The 22,581-nt window shown below is 58.0% G+C and carries 24 protein-coding genes and 2 pseudogenes; 7 read left to right on the top strand and 19 right to left on the bottom strand.

Going from position 1 to position 22,581, the window contains the following annotated elements:
• Nucleotides 1–61: 61 nt before the first annotated feature.
• The 6 genes and pseudogenes from BMZ32_RS15360 to BMZ32_RS15385 form a co-directional block, all read right to left on the bottom strand.
• Nucleotides 62–1,165 carry an ABC transporter permease gene (locus BMZ32_RS15360; protein ID WP_090243532.1) on the bottom strand — a complete coding sequence of 368 codons (1,104 nt, stop codon included), beginning with the start codon at nucleotides 1,163–1,165 and terminating at the stop codon, nucleotides 62–64.
• A gap of 11 nt (nucleotides 1,166–1,176) precedes the next feature.
• A complete protein-coding gene (locus tag BMZ32_RS15365) occupies nucleotides 1,177–2,751 on the bottom strand; it encodes an ABC transporter ATP-binding protein (RefSeq protein ID WP_090243534.1) in 1,575 nt (524 codons plus the stop codon).
• Nucleotides 2,752–3,022: 271 nt separating this feature from the next.
• Nucleotides 3,023–3,480, bottom strand: a pseudogene (locus BMZ32_RS15370) (REP-associated tyrosine transposase).
• A 177-nt stretch (nucleotides 3,481–3,657) separates the two neighbouring features.
• The gene (locus BMZ32_RS15375) at nucleotides 3,658–4,242 is read right to left on the bottom strand and encodes an IMPACT family protein (protein WP_090243536.1); all 585 of its coding nucleotides are present in this window, start codon (nucleotides 4,240–4,242) and stop codon (nucleotides 3,658–3,660) included.
• A complete protein-coding gene (locus BMZ32_RS15380; protein WP_090243538.1) occupies nucleotides 4,242–4,913 on the bottom strand; it encodes a TetR/AcrR family transcriptional regulator in 672 nt (223 codons plus the stop codon). Before BMZ32_RS15380 ends, BMZ32_RS15375 begins: the two co-directional genes overlap by 1 nt.
• A 169-nt stretch (nucleotides 4,914–5,082) precedes the next feature.
• Complete coding sequence (locus BMZ32_RS15385) at nucleotides 5,083–6,000, bottom strand: LysR family transcriptional regulator (RefSeq protein ID WP_090243540.1); 918 nt, start codon at nucleotides 5,998–6,000, stop codon at nucleotides 5,083–5,085.
• Between the two features lie 146 nt (nucleotides 6,001–6,146).
• Between BMZ32_RS15385 and aptA the strand changes: the two genes are divergently transcribed.
• The 4 genes from aptA to BMZ32_RS15405 all read left to right on the top strand — a co-directional run bounded on the left by aptA (nucleotide 6,147) and on the right by BMZ32_RS15405 (nucleotide 10,544).
• On the top strand, nucleotides 6,147–7,493 hold the full coding sequence (gene aptA, locus BMZ32_RS15390) for an omega-aminotransferase AptA (RefSeq protein ID WP_090243542.1): 1,347 nt from the start codon (nucleotides 6,147–6,149) through the stop codon (nucleotides 7,491–7,493).
• Nucleotides 7,493–7,780, top strand: coding sequence for a cupin domain-containing protein (locus tag BMZ32_RS15395; RefSeq protein WP_090243544.1), 288 nt, complete (start codon nucleotides 7,493–7,495; stop codon nucleotides 7,778–7,780). Before aptA ends, BMZ32_RS15395 begins: the two co-directional genes overlap by 1 nt.
• Nucleotides 7,781–7,835: 55 nt before the next feature.
• Nucleotides 7,836–9,332 carry a CoA-acylating methylmalonate-semialdehyde dehydrogenase gene (locus tag BMZ32_RS15400; RefSeq protein ID WP_090243546.1) on the top strand — a complete coding sequence of 499 codons (1,497 nt, stop codon included), beginning with the start codon at nucleotides 7,836–7,838 and terminating at the stop codon, nucleotides 9,330–9,332.
• Between the two features lie 429 nt (nucleotides 9,333–9,761).
• Nucleotides 9,762–10,544 carry a gamma-glutamyl-gamma-aminobutyrate hydrolase family protein gene (locus tag BMZ32_RS15405; protein ID WP_090243548.1) on the top strand — a complete coding sequence of 261 codons (783 nt, stop codon included), beginning with the start codon at nucleotides 9,762–9,764 and terminating at the stop codon, nucleotides 10,542–10,544.
• 111 nt (nucleotides 10,545–10,655) lie between these two features.
• On the opposite strand, the gene BMZ32_RS15410 is transcribed toward BMZ32_RS15405, so the two are convergent.
• From BMZ32_RS15410 to BMZ32_RS19870, 3 genes and pseudogenes are all read right to left on the bottom strand, one after another.
• Entirely contained in the window at nucleotides 10,656–11,738 is a 1,083-nt protein-coding gene (locus tag BMZ32_RS15410) for a type I restriction endonuclease (RefSeq protein ID WP_090243551.1), read from the bottom strand.
• 81 nt (nucleotides 11,739–11,819) lie between these two features.
• Nucleotides 11,820–12,170, bottom strand: a complete 351-nt coding sequence (locus BMZ32_RS15415; protein WP_339904787.1) for an REP-associated tyrosine transposase — start codon at nucleotides 12,168–12,170, stop codon at nucleotides 11,820–11,822.
• A 35-nt stretch (nucleotides 12,171–12,205) separates the two neighbouring features.
• A pseudogene (locus BMZ32_RS19870) lies at nucleotides 12,206–12,341 on the bottom strand (NYN domain-containing protein); the annotation flags it as partial.
• 851 nt (nucleotides 12,342–13,192) lie between these two features.
• On the opposite strand from BMZ32_RS19870, the gene BMZ32_RS15420 reads away from it, so the two are divergent.
• A complete protein-coding gene (locus tag BMZ32_RS15420) occupies nucleotides 13,193–14,161 on the top strand; it encodes a mechanosensitive ion channel family protein (RefSeq protein WP_090243553.1) in 969 nt (322 codons plus the stop codon).
• A gap of 276 nt (nucleotides 14,162–14,437) precedes the next feature.
• Nucleotides 14,438–14,824 carry a DUF6632 domain-containing protein gene (locus tag BMZ32_RS15425; RefSeq protein WP_090243555.1) on the top strand — a complete coding sequence of 129 codons (387 nt, stop codon included), beginning with the start codon at nucleotides 14,438–14,440 and terminating at the stop codon, nucleotides 14,822–14,824.
• A 145-nt stretch (nucleotides 14,825–14,969) separates the two neighbouring features.
• Here the strand turns inward: BMZ32_RS15425 and BMZ32_RS15430 are convergent, their stop codons facing one another.
• The 4 genes from BMZ32_RS15430 to BMZ32_RS15445 all read right to left on the bottom strand — a co-directional run bounded on the left by BMZ32_RS15430 (nucleotide 14,970) and on the right by BMZ32_RS15445 (nucleotide 17,632).
• A complete protein-coding gene (locus tag BMZ32_RS15430) occupies nucleotides 14,970–15,548 on the bottom strand; it encodes an HD domain-containing protein (RefSeq protein ID WP_090243557.1) in 579 nt (192 codons plus the stop codon).
• A gap of 185 nt (nucleotides 15,549–15,733) precedes the next feature.
• On the bottom strand, nucleotides 15,734–16,090 hold the full coding sequence (locus BMZ32_RS15435) for a hypothetical protein (protein ID WP_208598731.1): 357 nt from the start codon (nucleotides 16,088–16,090) through the stop codon (nucleotides 15,734–15,736).
• 151 nt (nucleotides 16,091–16,241) lie between these two features.
• Entirely contained in the window at nucleotides 16,242–16,823 is a 582-nt protein-coding gene (locus tag BMZ32_RS15440) for a DUF1415 domain-containing protein (protein ID WP_090243559.1), read from the bottom strand.
• Nucleotides 16,824–16,906: 83 nt separating this feature from the next.
• The gene (locus BMZ32_RS15445) at nucleotides 16,907–17,632 is read right to left on the bottom strand and encodes an endonuclease (protein WP_090243903.1); all 726 of its coding nucleotides are present in this window, start codon (nucleotides 17,630–17,632) and stop codon (nucleotides 16,907–16,909) included.
• A 296-nt stretch (nucleotides 17,633–17,928) separates the two neighbouring features.
• Between BMZ32_RS15445 and BMZ32_RS15450 the strand changes: the two genes are divergently transcribed.
• Entirely contained in the window at nucleotides 17,929–18,672 is a 744-nt protein-coding gene (locus BMZ32_RS15450; protein ID WP_090243561.1) for a hypothetical protein, read from the top strand.
• Between the two features lie 33 nt (nucleotides 18,673–18,705).
• On the opposite strand, the gene BMZ32_RS15455 is transcribed toward BMZ32_RS15450, so the two are convergent.
• From BMZ32_RS15455 to BMZ32_RS15480, 6 genes are all read right to left on the bottom strand, one after another.
• Nucleotides 18,706–18,897, bottom strand: a complete 192-nt coding sequence (locus BMZ32_RS15455; protein WP_090243563.1) for a hypothetical protein — start codon at nucleotides 18,895–18,897, stop codon at nucleotides 18,706–18,708.
• Between the two features lie 30 nt (nucleotides 18,898–18,927).
• A complete protein-coding gene (locus tag BMZ32_RS15460) occupies nucleotides 18,928–19,650 on the bottom strand; it encodes a substrate-binding periplasmic protein (RefSeq protein ID WP_090243564.1) in 723 nt (240 codons plus the stop codon).
• Between the two features lie 152 nt (nucleotides 19,651–19,802).
• Nucleotides 19,803–20,144: a zinc ribbon domain-containing protein YjdM gene (locus tag BMZ32_RS15465; protein WP_090243566.1), complete on the bottom strand. Its 342-nt coding sequence runs from the start codon at nucleotides 20,142–20,144 to the stop codon at nucleotides 19,803–19,805.
• A 68-nt stretch (nucleotides 20,145–20,212) separates the two neighbouring features.
• Nucleotides 20,213–20,707, bottom strand: coding sequence for an LEA/WHy family protein (locus BMZ32_RS15470; RefSeq protein ID WP_090243568.1), 495 nt, complete (start codon nucleotides 20,705–20,707; stop codon nucleotides 20,213–20,215).
• A gap of 150 nt (nucleotides 20,708–20,857) precedes the next feature.
• Nucleotides 20,858–21,652, bottom strand: a complete 795-nt coding sequence (locus BMZ32_RS15475) for an outer membrane protein OmpK (protein ID WP_090243905.1) — start codon at nucleotides 21,650–21,652, stop codon at nucleotides 20,858–20,860.
• Nucleotides 21,653–21,929: 277 nt separating this feature from the next.
• Nucleotides 21,930–22,211 (bottom strand): hypothetical protein, encoded by a 282-nt coding sequence (locus BMZ32_RS15480; protein ID WP_090243569.1) that lies wholly within the window; start codon nucleotides 22,209–22,211, stop codon nucleotides 21,930–21,932.
• Between the last annotated feature and the right edge of the window lie 370 nt (nucleotides 22,212–22,581).

Below are 22,581 nucleotides of genomic sequence, written 5' to 3' on the forward strand. Positions count from 1 at the left end.
GGGAGTTCCTATGTGTATGCCTTGTGTAGGAGCGAGCAAGCTCGCCCCTACCGGTTGTTTGTCAGGCCAAGGCCTCGGTGTTGGCTTTAGTTTTGCGCTGCGCCCACTTCAATTTCAGCCTTGGCCGGTAAAGAATCAGCACGTCGCAAGCGAGCAGGAAAAACAGCATCATTCCCTGGAATAGCTGGGTGATGGCTTGGGGCAGGTTCATGGTCATCTGCGCGTTCTCGCCGCCCAGGTACAGCAGCGCCATCAGCAGGCTGGCGAAGACGATACCGAGCGGATTAAGGCGGCCGAGAAAGGCCACAGTAATCGCCGCATAGCCGTAACCCGGTGAGACCTGCGGCACCAGTTGGCCAATCGGCCCGGCCACTTCGCCGACTCCGGCCAGCCCGGCCAGCCCGCCGCTGACCAGCAGGGCGAACCACACCAGGCGCTTTTCGCGAAAGCCGACAAACCCGGCGGCGCGCCGGTCGAGGCCAAGCACCTTGATCTGAAAACCGAGAAAGCTTTTCTGCAGCAGCACCCACACCGCGACCAGCGCCAGCAGGGCGAAGTACAAGCCTGCGTGCAAGCGGCCATCCTCGCTGAGCAGCGGCAGGCGGCTGGCATCGCCGAACATCGCTGACTCCGGGAAGTTGAAGCCTGCCGGGTCCTTCAGTGGGCCGTGCACGAAGAACAGCAGCAGGTTCAGCGCGATGTAATTGAGCATGATGCTGGTGAGGATTTCGTTGGCATTGAACTGCGTGCGCAGCCAGGCGGTCAGGCCGCCCCAGGCTGCGCCGGCCGCCATGCCCGCCAGCACCACCCAGACCAGCGCCCAGCGACTGTCCCAGTCGATGATCTGAATCGCCATGGCGCTGCCGGCCAGTGCGCCAAGCAGCAACTGGCCTTCGGCGCCGATATTCCAGATGCGCGCTTGGTAGGCCACGGCCAAGCCGAGGGCGCAGAGCAGAATCGGCAGGGCTTTGACCAGCAGTTCCGATACGCCGTACCAATCGGCCAGCGGCGCGATCAGCAGGGTGTGCAGGGTTGCCAACGGGTCGTGGCCGAGCAGGGTGAACAGCAGCGCGCCGCTGCACAGGGTTAGCACGGCGGCGAGCAGTGGCGATAACCAGAGCATGGCGCGTGATTGCTGGCCGCGTGGTTCGAGGGATAACAGCATGTGAAACTCCGTCAGCTCAGGCTGGCAGCAGGCGCTGCGAGCGGGCTTGTGATGGGGGGCAGCGCGGCAAATTCGCCGGCCATCCAGCGGCCGACTTCTACTGCTTCGGTTTCTGCGGTAGCGGCCAGGGGCGAGAGCTTGCCGCTGCACAGCGCGCCGATGCGGTCGCTGATCTGGAGCAGCTCGTCGAGGTCTTCGGAAATCACCAGGATCGCTGCGCCGGCATCACGCAAGGCAATCAGCGCGCGGTGAATCGCCGCCGCTGCGCCGACGTCTACGCCCCAGGTGGGGTGCGCTGCAATCAACAGTTTGGGGTTCTGTAGGATTTCGCGGCCGAGGATAAATTTCTGCAGATTGCCGCCGGACAGGCTGCGTGCGGCCGTATCGGCATCCGGCGTTTTCACCGCGAAGCGTTGAATGATCTCATCGGCCAGGGCGCGAACCTTGCCGCGCTGAATCAAACCGTTGCTCAGCAAACCTTGCTGAAAGGCGGTGAGCAGCGCGTTATCGGCCAGGCTCATGTCCGGCACGGCGCCATGGCCCAGGCGCTCGGCCGGTACAAAGGCCAGGCCCAGTTTGCGCCGCGCGTCCGGGTACAGATCGGCAATTGGCTGCGTATCCAGGCTGATGCGTTCACGCTCGTTGCGCGGCAGGCGGGTTTCACCACTGAGTAGGGCCAGCAGTTCGTCCTGACCGTTACCCGCGACCCCGGCGATGCCAACGATCTCGCCGCTGCGCACGTCCAGGCGGATGTGGCTGAGGGTGCAACCAAAGGGGTCAGCATTGCGCCAGCTGAGGTCATCCACCCGCAAACGCGGCAGGCCGCCAGTAACTTTTGGGTAACTGCTTTCCAGGCCTTCGGCGTCGCCAACCATCAGTCGCGCCAGTTCCAGGTCGCTGCATTCTGCTGGCACGCAATGGCCCGACACTTTGCCGCCGCGCAGCACCGTGGCGCTCTGGCACAGCGCGCGCACTTCGCCGAGCTTGTGGCTAATAAACAGAATGCTGCAGCCCTCGGCAGCCAGGCGGCGCAGGGTGACGAACAGCTCGTCGGCCTCCTGCGGGGTGAGTACCGAGGTTGGCTCGTCAAGGATCAGCAGTTTGATGTCTTGCATCAGGCAGCGGACGATCTCCACCCGCTGGCGCTCGCCAATGGACAGGCTGTGGACTAAACGCCCCGGTTCCAGGGCCATGCCGTAACGCAGCGAGACCTCACGAATCTTCGGTTCCAGCTGCTTCGGTGTGCCGGCGCTGGCTCCCATGGCCAGGGCGATGTTCTCCGCGACGGTCAGGGTTTCAAACAGCGAGAAATGCTGGAACACCATGCCCACGCCCAGGCTGCGCGCCATGGCCGGGTCACGCATTTTCAGCGCTTCACCTTGCCAGCAGATTTCGCCGCTGTCAGGTTGGGTAACGCCGTAGATGATCTTCATCAGGGTGCTTTTACCGGCACCGTTTTCGCCGAGCAACGCATGAATCTCGCCGGCGGCGATGGTTAAGTCGATGCGGTCGTTGGCCAGGCAGCCGGGGTAGCGCTTGCTGATACTGCTTAGCTGCAAGCGAGGAGCAGGGGGGGAACTGGACATGGGCAGTGGCTCAGGAATGACAACTGCCCTGGTTAAAGCAAAAAGCTGGCCATGGAGTCAGAAAAGCCGCTTTTTGGAGTGTCCACCATCCGCGTCGCCACACAAATCCTGCGGGCGGCTCCAGCGTGGTGCATGGAGTGGGGTAGTGGTGCGTTTTGGCGCATGGCGGTCAAGGCTGCTCGTACAAAAACGGTCACCTGTGATCACCGCGTCACGCCACAAACTTGTAGGAGCGGGCTTGCCCGCGAACCATCTTCAATTCATCGCACACTCACAACCAGACTGCATCCCATAACGGATAATCGCCAATGCGCTTTACCAGGCCCGCCGTAATGGATTGGCGACGATATAGCGAGCCGCTGATTGCAGATCTTCATTCTGACGCAGTGCACGGTCGTGGTAACCCGGCTGCCAAATTGGGCCGTGTGTGCCGAGGTGCTGATTGATCTGCCGTGCGCTGTTGCTTTTGATACGGCGCATCAGTTCATCCAGAGAGCCTGTCTGCAGCTGGATAAGCCAGTGCAGGTGATCGGGCATTACCACCCATGCCAGAGACGTGACCTGTTGTTGCTCATGGGCTGCGCGTAGTTCAGTGATCAGTAAGCGAGCCAGTCTGAAGTCGCTGAATAGCGGACGGCGCTGCAGTAAGGTGCTGGTCAGCAGGTAAACGCGGTCCGGCTCTGAATAGCGGCCTCGCCGCAGGTTGCAACCATGGGATTTTGTAGGCATTCCATTGCCTCTCGTGGTGTATTCAATATTGATCGCGGGCAAGCCCGCTCCTACAAAATAGTGCAACTACTGCCATCCCGGTAACGCCGCAACCCCTGTAGGAGCGGGCTTGCCCGCGATACTTCGTGAGTAGGCTGCAGGCTCAAGGCGACAATGAAGAAGCTTAGTTTAGGGGATCTAGAGCGGTAGTAACTCAACCCGCCCTCGGCTGATATCCGCCAGCAGCCGCTGCAACTCAGCAAGCCTGGGGGCGGGCACCGCCAGTTGCAGTTCGGCGCCTGTGGCGTCGTAGGTTTCGCTTTCCAGCAGGCAGTCCAATTCGCTCAGGCGCGCCTTGAGCAGCGGCAGTTCGGCGAACAGGCAATGGCAGCGGTAATGCTCGCGCGCGATCAGCTCACGGCGCGGGGCCGTTTGTAGGCATTTGTTGGCGCTGCCGCCGTAGGCGCGGGCGAGGCCGCCGGTGCCGAGCTGGATGCCGCCGTACCAGCGGATCACCAGCACCGCGACCTGATCCATATCTTGCGCTTCGATCGCTGCGAGGATTGGCCGGCCGGCGGTGCCGCCAGGTTCGCCGTCGTCACTGAAGCGATACTGCTGGCCGACCTTCCAGGCCCAGCAGTTATGGCTGGCGCTGGCATCACTGTGCGCGGCGAGAAATGCCTGCGCCTCGGTTGTGCTGGTAACCGGCGCGGCGAGGGCAAGAAAGCGGCTTTTGCGAATCTCCTCGCGGTAGTCGCAAGGGCCGAGCAGGCTGAAGGACATCAGGCGTCTTTGGCGGCTGGCGTCAGGCCAACGCCCTTAAGGATGATGCTGATCAACTGCTCGCTCGCCTCTTCATAATCCGCCTTAACCAAGCGCGAACGCCCAGTCACGCGGCAGATCTGCGAGGCAAAGTCGGCGTAGTGTTGGGTGCTGCTCCAAATCAGGAAAATCAGGTGCGCCGGGTCGACCGGGTCCATCTTGCCGGCGGCGCTCCAGGCGGCGAATACCGCAGCTCGGCCGCGAAACCAGGTCTGGTAGTCCTGGTCGAGCATCTGCGACAGATGCTCGCCGCCGCCGATCACTTCCATCGCATAGATGCGTGAGGCTTTGGGATGGCGGCGCGAGAAGTCCATTTTGGCGCGGATATAGCGCGCAATGGCGGCGGCGGGGTCATCTTCGACGCTTAGGTTGTTGAAGGTGTTGTCCCACAGCTCGAGGATGTTGACCAATACCGCTTGGTAAAGCCCCAGCTTATTGCTGAAGTAATAGTGCAGGTTGGCCTTTGGCAACCCAACATTCTGCGCGATGGTGTTCATGCTGGTGCCTTTGAAGCCGTGCTTCGCGAACTCTTCTTCGGCGGCCTTGATGATGGCATCTTCATTTTTCTGACGAATGCGTCCGGCTGGCTTGGCGTTCGGGTCGGCAATGTGCGCAAGTACTTCAACGGTCATGGGCGGTTCCGCAGTGGTCAGGTTGTCGGACGACAGCACTGATACCCCAGCGTTGCCAGGGTGACAAGCGCAAGGGCTGGAAAAAGCGCTGTATGTTGCGTGTTAGCGTGGTTTTGCACTGTCTTTGTGCATGTGGTGCAGGCGTCAGCACGGTTATTTGGCGTCGCACTTAAACCTCGGCCAGTGCCCCTAAAAAGCTTTCTAGCACCAGGTGCGGGCGCCGCCCTTTGCGGGTCACCGAGGCCAGGCTGACGTCATAGAAGCGGCTGTCGGGCTTGAGTACGCGCAGGCGTCCTTGCTGCACCCAGGCTTGGGCATAATGGTCGGGCAGGTAGCCGATGTAGCGCCCGGTGAGAATCAAAAAGGCCATGCCTTCTCGGTCCGAGGCGCTGGCGGTGCAATTCAGCACCTGATAGTGATTTTGCACTTCGGGCGGCAGGCGGAAGGTGGGTGCAATGGCTTCCTGAGCGTTCAGCCGGGTGTCTTCAAGCTGCTGATCATCGACATAAAACAGCGGGTGGCCAACCGCGCAGTAGAGCAGCGAGCGCTCGTCATACAACGTCTGGTATTCCAGCCCGGACAGCGCGCCCACCTGCGGCACCACACCAATGTGCAGGCGACCGTCGAGCACACCTTGTTCCACCTCGCTGGGCGGGGTCATGCGGATATGAATGCGTACATCCGGCCCCTGCGTTTTCAATAGGGCCAGGGCATTGGTGATGCGCATGTGCGGCACGGTGACCAAGTTATCGGTCAGGCCGATATTCAGCTCACCGCGCAGGTGCTGGTGCAGGCCATTGACCTCAGTGCGAAAGCTTTCCAGCGCCGCCAGCAGTTGCTGGGTGCTCTGGTACACCTCGCGGCCCTCCTCGGTCAGGGCAAAGCCGGCGCGGCCGCGTTGGCACAGGCGCAAACCCAGGCGCTGTTCGAGGTCGCTCATTTGTTGGCTGATCGCCGAGCGGCCGATGCCCAAAGCGCTTTCCGCCGCGGAAAAACCGCCGCACTCCACCACGCTGCGAAACAGCTTGAGCAGGCGAATATCAAAATCACTGACCTGGGCCAGCGGATCGGGGCGGCGGGTGCTCATGGGTGGTTACTCATTGTTTAGTGGATGGTTAACTAAAGATAAGAAGAGTCGTGTTTTCCTGACTCTAAGCCCGTGGCACCTTTGCTGGCAACAGATTCGCTTTTCCCAGCTCCTAGATCGCTCAGCCGCCTATACGCGAGGCCACCATGACCATGTTGCAGACCGAAGTCCCGTCCCTGGCCAGTCAGCTAAAACTGGATGCGCATTGGATGCCGTTTTCGGCTAACCGCAACTTTAAGCGTGACCCACGCCTGATCGTGGGTGCTGACGGTAACCATTTTATCGACGATAAGGGTCGACGCATCTTCGACAGCCTGTCCGGGCTGTGGACCTGCGGCGCTGGGCATAACCGCAAAGAAATCCAAGAGGCCGTGGCCAAGCAACTGGGCACCCTCGATTACGCACCGGGCTTCCAGTACGGCCATCCGCTGTCCTATCAGTTGGCTGAGAAAATCACCGAGCTAACCCCGGCCGGCCTCGACCATGTGTTCTACACCGACTCCGGCTCCGAGTGCGCCGACACCTCAGTGAAGATGGCCAAGGCCTACTGGCGCTTGAAGGGCCAGCCAAGCAAGACCAAATTTATCGGCCGTGCTCGTGGCTACCACGGCGTGAATATCGCCGGCACCTCACTGGGCGGCATCAACGGTAACCGCAAAATGTTCGGCCAAATGATGGACGCCGACCACCTGCCGCACACCCTGCAATCGCACCTGACCTACACCAAAGGCATGGCCGAGACCGGCGGCGTCGAGCTGGCCAATGAACTGCTGAAACTGATTGAACTACACGATGCCTCGAACATTGCCGCCGTGATCGTCGAGCCGATGTCCGGCTCCGCTGGCGTGATCGTACCGCCTGTCGGTTACCTGCAACGTCTGCGCGAGATCTGCACCCAGCACAACATCCTGCTGATTTTCGATGAAGTGATTACTGCTTACGGCCGCTTGGGCAAGTGGACAGGAGCCGAATACTTCGGCGTCACCCCGGACATCATGAACACCGCCAAACAGATCACCAATGGCGCAATTCCTTTGGGCGCCGTGATCGCCTCGAGCGAGATTTACAACACCTTTATGAATCAGGCCATCCCCGAGCACATGATCGAGTTCGGCCACGGCTACACCTATTCCGGTCATCCGGTGGCCTGCGCGGCTGGCCTGGCGACCCTGGAACTGCTCAAGCGTAACCACCTGATCGAGCAATCGGCGGCCCTGGCACCGATCTTTGAAGAAAAACTGCACAGCCTCAAAGGCAGCAAGCACGTTATCGACATCCGCAACTGTGGTTTGGCTGGCGCGCTGCAAATCACCCCGCGTGACGGCGATGCGGTGATCCGTCCGTTCGAGGCGGGGATGAAGCTGTGGAACGCTGGTTTCTACGTGCGCTTCGGCGGCGACACCCTGCAGTTCGGGCCAACCTTCAACACCACACCCGAGCAATTGGACTCCGTGTTCAATGCCGTCGGTGATGTATTGAACGGTTTGGACTGATGAGCCAGCGCAGCCAAGCCGTGTCCACAGTGCAATTGGATAACGAGCAGGTCATCGTCACTGAGTGGCGTTTTGCCCCTGGCACTGAAACCGGTCACCACCATCACCGGTATGACTACGTGGTGGTGCCGATGACCGATGGCACCCTGTTAATGCAAACCGCAGAAGGCGAGAAGCACTCGCAGCTGGTGGCCGGCCAGGCTTACTTTCGCAAGGCTGGCATTGAGCACAATGTGATCAATGCCAGTGACCATGAAGTGGTCTTCGTTGAAACCGAAATCAAATAATTCGTAGCAGTTGCCTTCGCGCAACTACTCAACAGAACAATTACGAGGAGTTTTTATGAGCATCGTTAACCACCTGATCCACGGCGAACTCACCGTCGGCACCGGTCGCACCGCAGACGTGTTCAACCCCTCCACTGGCGAGGTTAGCAAGCAAGTGGCCCTGGCCGACCGCGCCACCATGCAGCAGGCCATCGATTCGGCCAAGAGCGCCTTCCCAGCCTGGCGCAAAACCCCGCCGGCCAAGCGCGCTCAGGTGATGTTTCGCTTCAAGCAGCTGCTCGAAGATCACGAAGCGGCCATCTCCAAGCTGATCAGTGAAGAACACGGTAAAACCTTGGAAGACGCTGCCGGCGAACTTAAGCGCGGCATCGAAAACGTCGAATTCGCCTGTGGCGCCCCGCAAATCCTCAAGGGTGAATACAGCCGCAACGTCGGCCCTAACATCGACGCCTGGAGCGACCTGCAGCCGATTGGCGTGGTCGCCGGCATTACCCCGTTCAACTTCCCGGCCATGGTGCCGCTGTGGATGTACCCGCTGGCCATCGTCTGCGGCAACTGCTTTATCTTGAAGCCGTCCGAGCGTGACCCAAGCTCCACCCTGTACATCGCCCAACTGCTGCAAGAGGCCGGCTTGCCAAAAGGCGTACTCAACGTGGTGCACGGCGATAAAGAAGCCGTGGATGCGCTGATCGAAGCGCCGGAAGTCAAAGCCCTGAGCTTTGTCGGCTCCACGCCAATTGCTGAATACATCTATAGCGAAGGCACCAAGCGCGGTAAGCGCGTACAGGCCCTGGGCGGCGCGAAGAACCACGCCGTGCTGATGCCTGATGCTGATCTGGACAACGCCGTCAGCGCACTGATGGGCGCCGCTTACGGTTCCTGCGGCGAGCGCTGCATGGCCATCTCGGTCGCCGTCTGCGTGGGCGACCAGATTGCCGATGCGCTGATCGAGAAGCTCACGCCGCAGATCAAAGCCCTGAAAATCGGTGCGGGTACCAACTGTGGCCTGGACATGGGCCCACTGGTTACCGCTGCGGCGCGGGACAAGGTCAAAGGCTATATCGACGCCGGTGTCGCCCAAGGCGCACGCCTGGTGGTCGACGGCCGTGATCTGGTGGTTTCTGGCAACGAAAACGGCTACTTCGTCGGTGGCACCCTGTTCGACAAAGTCACCCCGGAAATGACCATCTACACCGATGAAATCTTCGGCCCAGTGCTGTGCATCGTTCGCGTCGGCAGCCTGGAACAAGCCATGCAGCTGATCAACGACCACGAATACGGCAACGGCACCTGCATCTTCACCCGCGACGGCGAAGCGGCCCACCTGTTCTGCGACGAAATCGAAGTCGGCATGGTCGGCGTCAACGTGCCGCTGCCCGTACCGGTTAGCTACCACAGCTTCGGCGGCTGGAAGCGCTCGCTGTTCGGCGACCTGCATGCCTACGGCCCAGACGGTGTGCGCTTCTACACCCGCAAAAAAGCCGTGACCCAGCGCTGGCCGCAGCGCGCCTCGCATGAGGCGGCGCAGTTTGCCTTCCCGAGTAATAACTAAGTAACACCCCAGGGGTTGATCGGATGATCAGCCCCTTTTTTTTGATCTGTATCCATTGTGGGAGGGCCGGGCGGCGTTCCGTTTCAGCCGCGAGCTTTTCGCGACCAATGCCCCGCAAATTGGCCTGAATAAGGCCTTACCCACAGGCGCATTATTCCGTAGGAGCGGCCTTGGCCGCGATCAAAGCCACCACTGAATCGCGGGCAAGCCCGCTCCTACAAAAGCCACACCGTAGGATGGGTTGAGCATCGCGATACCCATCAACAACTGCTTTACGCAACAAACCAGCCGCGCGGGCGCGGCGTTGGTGCAGTGCCCGGCCTGGCCGGTTACGGCACCCCTTGGGTGAGCGGGTTCACGATTAGCGTGACCCGTAAGCCCGCTCTCCCAAGGGCAGCCCACTTCAACTATCTATGAAGAGGACTACCTATGAACAAACCCTTTATTGGCCTACCCCTGTGCCGCTGGCAGCTGACCGACCGTGATATCGGCTGGTTTCATCTGGTGGGCGAGAAGTACATCAGCGCCGTCACCGGCTACGGTGCCTTCCCGCTGATGATCCCGGCCTTTGGTGATGAACTGGACATGGACACCGTGCTCGATAGCGTCAGCGGCATCATGTTCGGCGGCTCACTCTCCAACGTGCACCCCAGCACCTACGGCGACGCTCACCCAGGTTTGGGCCTTGCCGACAAACCGCGCGACGCCACCGTGCTGCGGCTGATGCGCGCCTGCATTGAGCGCGGCATTCCCTTTCTCGGCATCTGCCGGGGCGTGCAGGAAATGAACGTGCTCTACGGCGGCACCTTGCACCGTGAAGTGCATGCCGTCGAAGGCCGTCTCGATCACCGCGAGGTGAAGGATGTACCGGACGACGTGGCCTACGGCCCGATGCACAACGTCACCCTGAGCGAAGGCGGCGTGCTGCACACATTGCTCGGCGAGCGGCAGATCAAGGTCAACTCGCTGCATGGTCAGGGGATTGATCGATTGGGTGAGGGCTTGCAAGTCGAGGCGGTGGCCGAAGATGGGCAGATCGAGGCCGTCAGCGTGATTGGCGCCAAAGCGTTTGCGGTTGGCGTGCAGTGGCATCCCGAGTATCGCTATTGGGAGAAGGCGGATTACAACGCGCTGTTGGCGGCGTTTCATCAGGCGGCGCGGGAGTATCAGGCTAAGAAGGTTGAAAACTGCCGCGAGGCGGCGGTGGCCTGATCCAGGTGATGTACAGAATGGTTGATTGAAACAATAAGGCCCGTCGAGTGACGGGCCTTATTGTGTTTGGTGTTGATGGGTATCGCTGCGCTCAACCCATCCTGCGTATCGTTAATAGAAACTGACTGTTGTCTTTAACTGATCAGCAAAATCATAAATTTCGTCAAGCGTACTGATTGGGTGGCGAGTCTCATTCTTTTCTTGATCGAATATACCAATATATTTTTGCAGTCGATTGAAATGTAAGCGGCAAATTGGCTTGCGATTGTTGTCGTCCAGTAAAACTCCGAAATAACTCTGAGTGTCACGCTGAATGATTCGTTTCGCATCTACAACGGATCGCACAATTGCTTTAACTATGTGATACCCCTCCAGCTCTTCTAAAGTCGTTATGATTTTATCTTCTGCGGACTCGTCAGGCTTTTCGTTGTCCACATCCGTGAGACTCGTCGCTATAGTAGCGTAACTCGGTTGAATTGCTCCGCTCATCGCAGATTTAAGTCGATCATTGATTTGATCATTCAAAAACTGCGCGACTGCCTTTCTGGTTAGTTCAGAAAACTGCTCGCGTACTTTTTGCGTGATCATCCCTTCATAAACGCGAGATGCGAAAAATTTAACGAAATCATCATCTGGTTTGGTGAATTGGAGTGCAATTTCTTTCTTAATTTGACTTACATATTTCAGCTCGCCAGCTGCGCTTACTATCGACTCAACATCGAAAGCCGATTTTGTGAGTTTTACAAGCTCGGGCACAGCGTGTTCATCTATATCCAATAGGTCGAGTTCAAGAAAGGGCTTCTGGTCCATCTTATTTGGAGCGTCAAGGTCCGTAAAGAATTTATAAATTTGACCATTGGTCAATATTGATATTCGAGCATTTGTTACGTGGAAGTAGCGGAATAGTTGTGATGCATGGTTGACGTTCAATGGTTCGCCAATTTTCTTACATTCTATTAATATTTGAATTTCGCCATCTTTTAATATGGCGTAGTCAATTTTCTCACCTTTCTTTGTTCCGATGTCGCAGACAAATTCAGGAGTTACTTCCCTTGGGTCAAATACGTCATAGCCAAGAATAGTGTTTATAAATGGCATGACAAATGCGTTTTTTGTTGCTTCTTCAGTTTTAATTGCACTTGCTTGCTGGCGAATTTTTGCAGAAAGGCTATTCAGTTTTTCGAGAAATTCCATTTTTAGCTCCTTGCTATTGACGCGTTCTTGTTACCTGATTCCGTAGGATGGGTTGAGCGTAGCGATACCCATCAATAATGGCTATCTCAAATCATCACTGCTGCGTTCGCCAACGGCTTCATCGATTTCCTTGCCTCCCGCCCAATTCTCCGGCAATAACCCCGCCCGCACATACCGGTGAAACGACGACCACGGCCAATCGACCACTCGCTGCACATGACCGTGTTTGCGAGGGTTGTGGTGGATGTAATCGACATGGCGGTTGAAATCTGTTTGGTCGCGGATGCGGTGATCCCAATAACGACGCTGCCAAATGCCGCGTTCGTCTTTGCGTTGTCGGCTGGTGGATATGTGTTCGCCATGCGGCAGAGCGCGGGAAAAGCCGGTTTTGATCAAGCGAGTAGGGTGGATGGCGCTTTTTTCATCCACCATTTGGTGCGGTATTCATCTGGGCTGTGTGCTTTGGATTCGCCGTAGATGCGTTTAATGCTGGCGACGCATTTCCTCGAACAGGCCTTCAACGATTGCAGCGGAGGCGTTGTCGGCGTCGATCAGCACGGCGAGGTGCTTGTGCTGCCGAGGTGGGCTGGATTTGGCGGCCATGCTTCTTCCTTGAATGGGGTTGGCTCGACATTACTGCGAATAGGTGGCACTGCGCCATAGTTTGTGCATTGGCTTGTGGTCTTGGGTCTGTTCTTGGGTTTGTGGGTATCCGCCGCTTTGTGTCGTCTGCGAGATTGCGGGTCGAAAGCAAAAGGCGTATTGCGGGTTGTCTGCTGTTGATGGTTTTGGCCATCAAGGTGGACAAGCTTCGCGTTGTCCACCCTACGAAACCTCAACTCTGCGTAGGGTGGATGACGCTTTTTTCATCCACCATTTGGGCGGTGTTTATCTGGGCTGTGTGCTTGGAAGTAGCGCTCCACAACTCGTCCAAACAACGTGGTCCTCAGGTCCCGTCAGAAGGCTGAGCGTAAGTGCTGTGGAGAGGGGCGTTTGGCATGGATGCCAAACGAGGCATGCCGGGCCATGGATGGCCCGTCTTGCCTACCCTCGGAACAGCGCCGGAGCGAGGGGAGTTGAGCGCAGCGAAACCCGGATGCCGGGCGCGCTTTCTCTTTGGTTACTTTCTCTTTCGCGCGAGCAAAGAGAAAGTAACTCGCCGTAAGGGCGAAAAGCGTAATTCCGGTCAATAGAGCAGCTACGGTTTACGTTCCTGTATTGGCTGTGACCACCATGCTGACCGTCGGCCAGCACGGCGAGGTGTTTTTGCTGGCGAGGGGCGGGGGTCTTGACTCGTCCTTGAATGGTCTGGCTCGACTATTACTGCGAATGGATGCCCAGGTGCCAGGGATGGCGTGCATGACGGTCGATTTAATCGCCATGGCAGCGCTGAGCTAGGCTTAGGGGAGGCGGTCAGCGCCTTTCCTACCACGTGGTATATCAGGCCATCACGCATGCCGGCAGAGACCCTCAGCGAGAATATTCAGCAAACCTTGTTGCAATGGGCAACGGCGCCGTGGTTCCAAATCGGCACCACGGACGTGCACATGGCGCGTGTTCTGGGCTTGATATTCATCCTGTTTTTTGCCTGGTGGTTTTCAATTCAGCTTGAGCGTGGTTTACGCAATCTGGCGGCGCGCGGCAAAGATGCGCACATGAATTCGGCCGGCGTTTACGCCTTCAACCGGATCATTCGTTACACCGTGTGGATAGTCGGCACGCTGGTGGGCTTGCGTTATTTGGGCCTCGATATCAGTAACTTTGCCTTGATCGGTGGTGCCATTGGTGTGGGTATTGGCTTTGGCTTGCAGGGCATTTTTGGCAATTTTGTCTCCGGCTTGATTTTGTTGCTGGAGAAGACCTTGAAGGTCGGTGACTTCGTCGATTTGCAGTCCGGGGTCATGGGCCGAGTGACTGAAATTGGGATGCGTTATACCCGCGTCACCACCAATGATTTGCTCGACATCATTGTGCCGAACTCGGAGTTTATTAATGGCCGCGTCACCAACTGGAGTTTCAATGAAAAGTACCGGCGTATTCATGTGCCGTTCTGTGTGGCTTACGGCAGTGACAAAGACAAGGTCAAGCAGGCGGTATTAAAAGCCGTAGATGCAGTGCCGGGCTGCATCACCAATGACCCTCGGCGCACGCCGGATGTGTGGCTGACCGGGTTTGCGGATAGCAGCCTGAGTTTTGAATTGGTGCTTTGGGTGGAACATGCGCTGATGGTCTCCCCCGGCGCCACGCAGGCGAAGTTTTTGTGGGCAATTGATGACCAGTTGCGTGCGGCGCAGATCGACATTCCCTTCCCGCAGCGCGATCTGCATCTGCGCTCTGGCAGCTTGCGCTTAGAGTTGGATGACGCGGCGATTGTGCGGCTGCTGGACGCTCGGGCGCGTCAGCAGGAGCGCGGCGATGAATAGTGGGAAGGGCTGGCGGGAGACTTGAAAGTGCTGCCGGAAAATCGCCAGGCGAGTTTGGCTCTGCGTGGTAAGCATCGGTAGACGCAGCGATTAATCAATGTAAATAATCGTTCGGCTGAATGTACTGTTGATAATACTGCGCTATATCGAATGCATATGTAGTTAAGCATGCAAATTCGCAACCTTGAAATTACCACTACGCTGATAGGTGTGACTCTGAAAGTTATTCTATTAATTTGAATGTGCTATAGGGATGATAGCTATAAGGAATATGTCATGAATAATCAGAATAAACTCAAGTATTTAAGTGTGGCGTTGTATGTGTTTGGGGTGGTTTTTATTGTCGGCGTACCCGCGATGATGATGGTTATCTGGCCCTCTGGCTGGAGTTGGTCCCCAGCGCAGCCTGAGTATGAGCAGATGATTATGGGTATTTACATCACCCTGGGTGTGTTTTTGCTCCGCGCTGCAAAAGACCCAATGGCCCATGCCAGCCTGATTTGGTTCACCATTTGCTCAAGTATCGTTCATGCGGCGATCATGCTTGTACAGGCGCTTGTCGATAGCACTGAGCATGCCAATTTAATTGGTGATATACCGGCCCTGTTCTTAGTTGCGTTTGTGCTGTGGTATTTAATGCCCAAGAGCAACATTATTAAGTAAGGATAATCCGACCCGATATGCTCGGCGCAATGCCGCAGAGGTTTTTTAGCAGGCGGCCCATACAGGCATTCTTTGATAAATATGGCCAGGTACCTGCGCGCTTCTTGCCTCGTTCCCGCGCGCCGCGCGGGAACGATCAATCCGCTTAATCCAGCGCCACGGCCTTATAAAGCGACTGCTTCGGCTGGGCGAACACCCTTCTCAGCATCGGCGCAAAAAACTCCAGCGGCAGAGTTTCACCTTGCGGGTCGAATGCGGCGGCGTCGTAGCGGGCGCAGAATTCGATGGTGGCTTGGTATTGCGGGTGGTCTTTGAATTGCTCACGCAGGTGGCGATCCATGCCCAGATGATGGAAGAAGTAGTAGCCCTGGAACACGCCATGTTTCTCCACTATCCAGTGGTTCTCCGGACTGACGAAGGGCTTGAGCATGGCGGCGGCGATGTCCGGGTGGTTATAGCTGCCGAGGGTGTCGCCGATGTCGTGGAGCAGGGCGCAGACCACGTATTCCTCATCGCGGCCGTCGCGGTAGGCGAGGGTGGCGGTCTGCAGCGAGTGGCTGAGGCGGTCAATCGGGAAACCGCCAAAATCACCATCGAGCAGCTTGAGGTGAGTGAGGATGCGCTCGGGTAGCTTGGCCGCATGGGCCAGAAAGTCCTGGGCGATGACTTGCCAGTCTTCGGCGGTGCCGTCTTCCATATGGGCGAACTGGGCGTGAGCATTCATCAGGTTGTCTCCTCTGCGGGGGATTTCGCGATCACCTCCGGCCTGGTGGACGGCAATCAGCCGTTCCTACTCTATGCGCCTCGCGGCTCACACGCAGTGGCGTGCAGTGCCAGCTTGCTGTCCTTGGTGGCCAGGTTTGTTGGCCGCTGAGTATAAAAAAGCCCCGCATTGGCGGGGCTTTTTGCTTACCGGCGATAGCCGTGGAGATGGTCGTTCCTGTGCTCCCGGCGCGGCTGATGCCAACGCTTGTGGTGCGGCCGTTCCTGCACGTAATACACCGGCGCTGGTTGGTAGTAGACCGGGCGGCGCTCGTAGTAAACCTGTTGCGGCGGGTAGTAAGCCGGTTGGGGTGGGTAGTAGGCGGGTGGCGGCGGGCTATAAGCCTGCACTGGACGGCTCTGGCTGACGATAACGCCGCCAATCACGGCGCCGACGACTGCGCCCGCAATGGCGGCGTCGCGGTTGGACGCCTTTGCGGGTGCTTGGCCAACGAGCGCCAGGCAGGCCAGCAGGCCTGTGATCAAGGGGATACGTGACAGCATGATCGAAACTCCTCTGCAAACCGGATTTCCCGGCATGTTGTTTCGACACTGCTGAGTGGCTGGCATTGCAGTCGGCAGTGTAAAGCTTGTGTAAAAGAGCCAACGGCAGACGTTGGCGGATTGGCTTTAGGTTTGCCCGGGCGCTTATGGCTTAGCTGTCTTGCGCATCTTTGCGGCACTGCGCCTGCAGGGCGGCCCAGCCGTCGCTGCCGAGTTGTTCCAGGGTGTCGATGTTGGCGTCGAAGATCGCCTCGGGCTCGGGGAAGGCCGCGACGGCCCGGTCGATGCTGGCTTCGCGGAGGATGTGCAGGGTCGGGTAGGGCGCGCGGTTGGTGGCGTTGCTGACATCGTTGACGTGGGTGTCGGCAAACTGGAACTGCGGGTGGAAGCTGGCCACTTGCAGAATACCGCTGTAGCCGAGGTCTTCTACGGTGTCATCGACCACAGCGAGAAAGTCGTTGAAGTCGAGAAAGTCGTTGAGCGCAGCCGGGTGGATCAGCAGGGTGGTGTCGGTTTCGCTCGGCTCGACATTCGCCAGAGCGTGCAGTTCGTCAATCAAGGCGCTGAGCAGGTCTGCCGGCTCGGCGCTGGCGCACACCACATAGCGCACTTGCCCTTTGACTTGCACCGCTTTGGCAAAGGGGCAGAGGTTTAGACCAATCACAGCGCGGTCGACCCAGGCGCGGGTTTCGGCGATGGCGTGGGCGGCGCTCGGGGTGACGGGGTTAGGCATAGAAGACGACTCGGGCTGGCAGGGTGGCATTAAGTTTAGCGGCAATAGCGCGCCGAGGGTTTTCGGCGCGCGTGCGTTGCGGCTTAGCCGCTGTTGCGTTGTGGGTTACCGGCGCGGCGCAGCGGGCTGCAGCTACGCGGGTCAATAGCACCGACATAGGGGTTGCCATAGCCCATCACGCAGCCCACTTGCTGGTTGCGCCAGCGCTCCCATTCGCTGATCGGGTATTGGCGGTTCCAGGCTTCGTAGGTGCGTCGGTCGAGTTTCGACAGGCGCAGTTTGTAGTGGTCAGCCATATACAGGTAGATGCGCGCCGATGCGCCACGGGCATGGGCCGGCGGCATGGCGGTTTTGGCTTTGAAATTGACCACCATGGGGCAGGCGCCGTATTGCTGCGGTTTGTCGCTGAGCATGCCGAGGGCGTAGTTGGAGCGGTCGCCATTGACCTCACCGATGCTCGGTACCAGGTTGTGCAGGTCGGCCTCGGCGGCTTTGAAGGTGGCGTCGTTACGTGCGCAGTTTTTACGCCCGCCGTTCTGCCAGCATTGGCGCTGATGGCCAATCACCCAGGCCGGCACCACGTGTTCCCACTCCAGTCGCAGGGCACGGCGCAGCTGTTTGCGTGGGCTGTAGCCGCAGCTGTCGAGGTCGACGCGGTTGCCGTTGTACGCGCAGTTGCAATAGAAAGTGTTGGGCCGCTCAGCGTAGAGCTTCCAGGCAATTTTCTTGGCGGCGCTGAAGGTTTTGGGCGCATCGGCGAAGGTGGGCAGGGCAATTAATAGGCAGAGCAGGGCAAGCAGGTGCGGCATGGGGGACTCGGCAGCAAAAAAGCTGCGGATCATACCGGTTAAAACGCTCTGCGACGGTGCTTTTGGCGCTTTACCGCATAGCGGTCAGCAACCTTTAGTGCCTGCTAGGGTCTGTTAGCACGTAACCTGAACTTGTGAGGCTAGGTGTTTGATTGTGCTGTAAGTCATGCCTTTGGGCAGAAAAGCTGATCAATCTGGATTTTGTTGCTAGCGTTACTCCATCACACCGCAGCGGATGACCTCCACTGATGAGTAACGTGCAGCGTTTACCAAGGCTGGAAAAACGCGCCCATGCTATGCCCTTTCTGGGCCTGTCGCGGCGGGGGAGCTGGGTGTCCGGGCTACTGCTTTTCATCGTACTAGTCCTGAGTGGTTGCTCCACACGGCAGGACCATCAGACCATCATCAGCAACCAAAGCCCGATCAAACCCTCCGAGTTTTTCCAGAGTCATGCTGACCGCATGGCAACCCTGGGCATGCGCAATAACCTCAATAGTCTTTACCGTTTGATGGACAAGCTGTACCTGCGCAACCCGCGCGAATGGCGCAAAACCGGCTTGGCCGATGTGCAAGCCGTGAAGCGTGCTGTGCATCGCGCAATTGAGCTGGATCAGCCGCTGCCGCAGTTGGCTGGACGCACCGATGTCGCCGCGCTGGGTTATGCCCTTAGCGCCGAGTATCAGGGTGATCGCGTTGGGGCGTTTATCTACTCACTGGCGAGCATGCTGATTACTGCCCATGGCGGGCGCACTGAGTACTACATGAGCGATACGCTGGACCCGCAGTTCATCCACAACGCTGCGCGTAATGTTGAGAAGGCTAGCTGGATGCTCGCGCAACGTACGGATGCCGGCGGCACGCCGTGGCTGCTGTCCAACGAGATTTCTGCCGAAGGGCGTAATCTCAGTTACGCGGTGGAGTTCGGCAAGATAGTCGCGCGTCTGGATCTGCTCACCGATGTGCTGGATGAGCGCTACCGGCGCATGGGCGTGAGTTACGCCCAGGGGTTGCTGTTTATGAACTTCCTGCCGGTCCAGTAAGCCGCACCTTCCCGCTTTTAATAACCGTCCTCTTTAATAGCTTTCTTCAAGGCGCTTCTGGCCCTGCGCGTTGGCTGCTTCAATCTGCTGCTTAAGTTGTTCTGTTTGCTGTTGCAGTTGCGCGGCCTGTTTGGCTTGCAGGCTGGCGGTGGCGGCTGTTTCACCGAGGCCGCAGGCGCTCAGCAGGAGTGTGCTCGATAGCAGGGTGACGGTAAGGCAGCGCATAAAGACTCCGGGGTTTGATTGGCGGGCAGTTTATTGCCAGCGTTGGTAAATGGCATCCAGTGTGCCAGCGTCTCTTAAACGCTCTAGCGCTGCTGCGAACCGGTCTGCACGGTCGCGATCACCCTTGGCAAAAGCCACATAACGCGGCATTTCTACCAGTGGTTTGGCTAGGATATGTACGCTTTGCTCGGCGCGCTGTTCGCGCACGAAGTACATCAGCTGCACTCGATCCCCAACTATCACATCAATGCGCCCTGCCAGCAGCATCGACACCAATTGCCGTGGGTTCTGCGCGCTGCTATCGCGGCGCAGATCAGCCTTATCGAAGTTCGACTGGTAGGCGTAACCGCGCACCTGACCAATGATGTAGGGAGAGAGGTCATCGAGATCGGCCCAGTCGGTAAGGTTAGTTTTGTACGAGGTCATAAACACGGTGGAGCCGGTGCGGATCGGTCCGACTAGCTCGTATTGCTGCATGCGCTCGGGGGTGCCGGCGAATTGAAAAGCCATCGCCACGTCGTTGCGGTCGAGCATGCGCTTGACCCGCTCCCAGGGATACAGGCGCAGGTTGTAGGTGATATTGGCGGCCTGCATCACCGCTTTAACCAACTCAACATCCAGCCCGCGTGGTTGGTCATCTTCGAGGGTGACGTAACTGTAAGGGGCGAACTGCTCATCCCCGGCCACCTTCCAGTCGGCGGCCTGTAACGCGCAGGGTATTAACAGCAACAGACACAGCGCCGCATTACGCATGACGTCCTCCGGGCTTGGGCCTTATCGAGCGATGTGCTCGCTAGTGATGCTAGCTAATCGCGTGCTGAGCTGCACGGTTGGCAGGGCGTAATCGTGGCATAAAAAAGCCCCGGTACGCAGGCCGGGGCTTGGCGAGGCAGCAAGTGCGCGACTCAGACTTTGCGCACGAACTCGGACTTCAGCTTCATCGCGCCAATGCCATCGATTTTGCAGTCGATGTCGTGGTCACCGTCGCACAGGCGGATGCCTTTGACCTTGGTGCCGACTTTGACCACCAAGGAAGAGCCTTTGACTTTCAGGTCCTTGATTACGCTGACGGTGTCGCCATCTTGCAGCACGTTGCCGACCGAATCCTTGACCACCTTGGCGTCATCTGCCGCGTCGGTCGTGGCATTGGCCGACCATTCGTGAGCGCACTCGGGGCAGATTAGCTGAACGCCATCTTCGTAGGTGTATTCGGAATTGCATTTTGGGCAGGGCGGCAACGTGCTCACGGCGGGGGTCCTTGCGTGGTCAATAAGAAAAGGCCGCATAGTGTATAGGGTTTTTGTCAGCCTTGGTTTTACAGGGCTCCGCCGGGTGCTGGCAGCTGTGGCCAATTAAGGATGCCGCGGTCATTGAAGCGCCTACTGCCGAACAAGCCGCCGGCGAGCTTGCCGCTTAACTCGTAGGGCAGGCCTTTGCCGTCTTGATAGCCGGCCACGCCCCAGGCTTGGCGCAGTGCAGCGTAGGCGGAGAGACTGACCGGAATGTGCAGAATGCGCTCGCCAAAACGTGGCACCTGACCGCTTTGGGCGCTGACGCCGCTGAGTAACGGTTGTTGGTTAACTTTCAGTTGCAGGGCGACGCCGTCAAAATCAATAGGGCTGTTGTTGGGGTTTTGCACACGCAGCTTGATCGCAAAACGTACTTCCAAGCCTTCACCCGGTAAGGGTTCGATGCCAACCAGCTGGATCTGCAGTGGATCGCGAGGGGCCAGGGTGCTGCAAGCGCTCAGCGTGACCAGCAGGCTAACGAGCAGGGTGCGTATGAGGGTGCGGGGAAGGGCGATTGGCATGCTGGGGTTCCACTGCTGAGTAATCACAGAGTAGAAGACCCTGATTCGGAGGCGATTACGCCGCAGTGGTAGAAATAAGCGTGATGCCGTGTTCTACGAACCATGCCCGCCAGTCTGCAACAGCAGAGGCTGGCGGGTAGCGGCTGAGTATCAGAAGTGCGCTTTTACCAGCAGGCTGGCGGTGTTCTGATCGGTTGAGCCGACGAAGTTGTCGCTGACGAAACCGCTGTCTTGGATGCCGTACTTGTCTTTCCAGTAGTCGTACTCGATACCGACGTACAGCTGCTTCTCGCCCCAGCTCATGGCCTTGCCCAGGTCGTATTTGATCTGCGGGTTAAAGTGCAGGTTGGCGTGATAGCTCTTGTCGTTATCCACCACCCAGTCCATAAAGCCATCGATCACGATGTCGGATTTACCCACTGGGATGGTGTAGCTCCACACCGGGGTGATTTGCCACACGCCGCTACCATCGCGGCCACCGTCGGTTTCACGGTGGTAGAAGTTCAGCGAGAAGTAATCGAAGCCAGGGATCGCCAGATCAAAACCTGTGCCGATCAGGTAGGACTCGACGTCGTCTTCACCGAATTCATAGGTAGTGGCCAGCAGCACATCCTTGATCGGGCCAAATTCCAGCTTGGTATTGAACAACTTGCCGAACGACAGGCGCGGCGAGAATTCACCGTAAAAGGTGTGGCCATCGCCCGCGCCATTGGTGGCGTCGGTGTTGTACTTGATGGTGTCGAGAAAGAAGAACAGATCACCCGCGCTCCAGCCGCTGGCGTGCTCGAAGGTGATGGTCTGCTGGATTTCCGGGTCGACCTTGTAATCCTGACCATACAGATAGCTGAGGCTATTGTTCTGCCACTGCAGCAGGTCACCCGCTATGGCCTGGCCGCCCGCCAGCAGCCCGCCAGCCAGGACCAAAGAGGAAAGAGTACGGTTGATCATGTGGTGCTCCCCAACGTGCTGAATTATCGTTTTAAACCTGTCTGAATGGTCAGGCTAGCTGGTCATAGAGCAAGAACAAGGCCAAATACTATTTTTGCTCGCATGTTCGCTATCCTGAGCCGTCGACGGCAGCTCGGGCGCGCACTTTAGTGAGTTTGCGGGGGATGTAAAGGCCGTAGATGCACTATTAACTGACTAGGTGGACAGTTTCGGCCTTATGTTGGTGCATCTACTGGCGAAGCTTTTGCAGGTGCCTGCGTATATAGGAGGGTGTCTAGCTTTCGGGGGTTTCCAGGCTTTGCAGTTCGACCTGCTCCGGGCTGTTGCTGGATTCGACTGGGGTGCCCGCCAGCTGGCCGATCAATAGCCATTGCTGGTCAAGCTCGCTGCTGATCGCCAGCATGCGCTCAATCATCTTGCGTGCGCTGGCACGTACGGCGTTGTCCTTTGCATTGAGTAACTCAAACGACATCGCGGTGGTGGCGGCCGTCAGGTGAGTGAGGGTGCGCGTCGACAGGCTGAGCAACTCGGTCAATTGCGCTTCCTTGGCAGTCATAAACATCTCCTTGTTAATCGCTGCCTGAGCTTAGCCTGATAGCCGCGACTCCGGCTATTCACCCTATTAACTAGATTGCAGTGCAGGGCTTCATAGAGGCCCTGCACTTTGAGTGTCTATCCTCTATGGGTGGTTACGCTGATCAGTGCAAGCACTCCGTCGGCTGACCTGCGCGAGTGGGGCAACTGTGCTTTGCTCAAATAAGTTGGATTAGATAGAAAGGTGCAACCTTTCGCGGTGTTAAGGTTGTACCTGTCGTCGGAAGCTTGCTGCTTTTTTAAAACAGCCGTTTTACCTCGCCAGCGCGGGTTTCTCCCGCAGGCAACCGCAGGTTTGAGGCTTGCCCTTGCTATGGCGGTGTTTAAGGTGA

The organism is Pseudomonas guineae, assembly GCF_900113745.1.
GTDB classification, from domain to species: Bacteria; Pseudomonadota; Gammaproteobacteria; order Pseudomonadales; family Pseudomonadaceae; genus Aquipseudomonas; species Aquipseudomonas guineae.